The sequence below is a fragment of the Pseudomonas sp. Irchel s3a18 genome (assembly GCF_900187535.1).
Lineage (GTDB): Bacteria > Pseudomonadota > Gammaproteobacteria > Pseudomonadales > Pseudomonadaceae > Aquipseudomonas.
This window is the reverse complement of the sequence record NZ_FYDV01000038.1, coordinates 1-2,020: the sequence shown is the minus strand read 5'-3', so window position 1 is coordinate 2,020 and position 2,020 is coordinate 1. Positions and strand designations below refer to the sequence as shown.

Genomic DNA, 2,020 nt, shown 5'->3' with positions numbered 1-2,020 from the left:
AAAAAGGAAGGAAAGTATTAATATCGCGCATAAGAACGCCGGTTTGTTAGATGTGTTTGCTCGCACGAACATCATCAATCAAATCGGCGTTCTTGTTTCTGTGTTTCCCGGGATTCCGTGAAGAACCTTTTTTTTGCCCTGAATTCCATGCCAACGGCCTCAGCCCTAGAGCGTATGCAGGGCTATGGGTGCTATACCGCCATGCCACTGGGAGCTATGCGCGGCACCATAGATGTGGCGTTCAGGATCAAGAACTACGTGAGAAGCATCATGCGCGAAGCTTGACCTTCACCTTGTACCCTTATCGCCGCAAGCGGTGGCCTTGCTTGAACAGGTCCACTCAATCACCGGCAAATTCGACCTGGTGTTTGCCGAAGACCCCAAGCCGTGGAAACCAATGTCCGAGAACATGGTGAACGCTGCTTTGAGGACGATGGGCTACGACTCCAAGGTGGACATCTGCGGCCACGGCTTTCGTGCCATGGCGTGTAGCGCGCTGATCGAGTCCGGGTTGTGGTCAGAGACGGCCATTGAGCGGCAGATGAGCCACAAGGAGCGCAACAATCTGCGCGCCGCGTATATCCACAAGGCCGAATTCCTTGAGGAGCGCCGAATGATCATGACTTGGTGGAGCCGGTTTCTGGAGGCGAACCGCGAGCACCATGTGACGCCGTATGAGCTTGCCAAGCAGGCGGGTGAGAACGTCACGCGCATTCGCAGTGCCAGGTGGGCCGAGTAGCCCGCCGCCCCACCGCTACAAATTCGCTTGAAGTTACTCGCCGCAACGCATGAAGCTCCTCCGCGCGGGTCCTTTTAAACGGGGCTGCAAAGCCGCCCCGTTTAAAAGGACCGAACCTTAGAGAAAAACGGCTGGCACAGCTGAGCGTCTGTGGAAAACCAACATTGTCCACCGGTGGATAGTTTTATCCACAGGCGCTAATTATCTGAAATCAGGCCGCTTGACGACTTTTGTCCACAGGCGTAAACCAGAATTTGCAAGTGCTGCCGAGGCAGCAAAATGTGGCCAGAAACCTGAAAGGTCACGCCCTTCGTGAGGCGGTTCATCCCAAGTACGATTCGCGTCCGGTAGCTCGTACGGTCACTACCCATGTGATGGATGCCTACTCAACATCGTTGCCACTGCGGCAACCACCCTACCCTTCTGCCCCGCAGCAACCTACCCGCTTGGCCATTTCGTGTGCGCCAACCCTTTGCCCGTCTCTTTCTCCGGAAAGAGACGGGCGCTCAAACTACTGCTGCAGCCCATATAGAACGTGGCTTTGCCGCAATCCTCCTCGTGACAATCGGCGTGACAAACACCGAAGTCACCAGCAACAGCGATGTAGATGATGGTGCCGCAGACCATGGATTGGACTGCACCTGGCTGACAGCCAGGCATGCCCCTGTCATCGCAACGCTGCCTTCACCCGACTCAGGATCTCGCGGCGCTGGTTTCGTCAGCCAATGCAGCCTCCACCCGCCCACCGGTATCGGTGCTCAGGAGGCCAGATCATGAGATGCCCATGCTCCCGGTCGTAAGGAGTCGTAAGTCCCGCGTTAGTGGACATCCCCACAGGCCGCAGGGGCCTTGATCCCTGATAACACTCAACATTCTTGGCGGGATGACGTGGGGCGAAGACTGGAGAGCAGAAGATGAGGTGGGCGATATGGCATTGGTGGGTCGACGCGATGGTCGTAATTTCGGTTACGGCAGGCAATTGAGCTACGCAGGACAGCAAGCGCTTAAAGACATGTTCGACGGCGGTCATTACGGCACGGTCAAGGCGCAATGCGACCGGTGGTTAGCCTTCGTGAAATGGTGCCGTTCCGAACAGGGGCCTGGTATCAATGATGCGCGGCAGATTGATCGGAACGTATTGGCCGACTATGCGGTGTAGTGGTCTAATGAAACCGGACACCCATTTAGGTGAGAATGCTCGCCAGATCGAGGTGTCAGATGACCAAACAACGCCGTTCCTTTTCTGCTGAATTCAAACGCGAGGCTGCCGACCTCGTGCTC

At 56.1% G+C, this 2,020-nt stretch carries 1 protein-coding gene and 1 pseudogene; both read left to right on the top strand.

Going from position 1 to position 2,020, the window contains the following annotated elements; genetic code table 11:
- Window positions 1–283: 283 nt before the first annotated feature.
- Window positions 284–739: pseudogene (locus CKW29_RS25305) on the top strand (tyrosine-type recombinase/integrase); the annotation flags it as partial.
- A 928-nt stretch (window positions 740–1,667) separates the two neighbouring features.
- The gene (locus tag CKW29_RS25295; protein ID WP_371850810.1) at window positions 1,668–1,898 is read left to right on the top strand and encodes a hypothetical protein; all 231 of its coding nucleotides are present in this window, start codon (window positions 1,668–1,670) and stop codon (window positions 1,896–1,898) included.
- The last annotated feature ends 122 nt before the right edge of the window (window positions 1,899–2,020 follow it).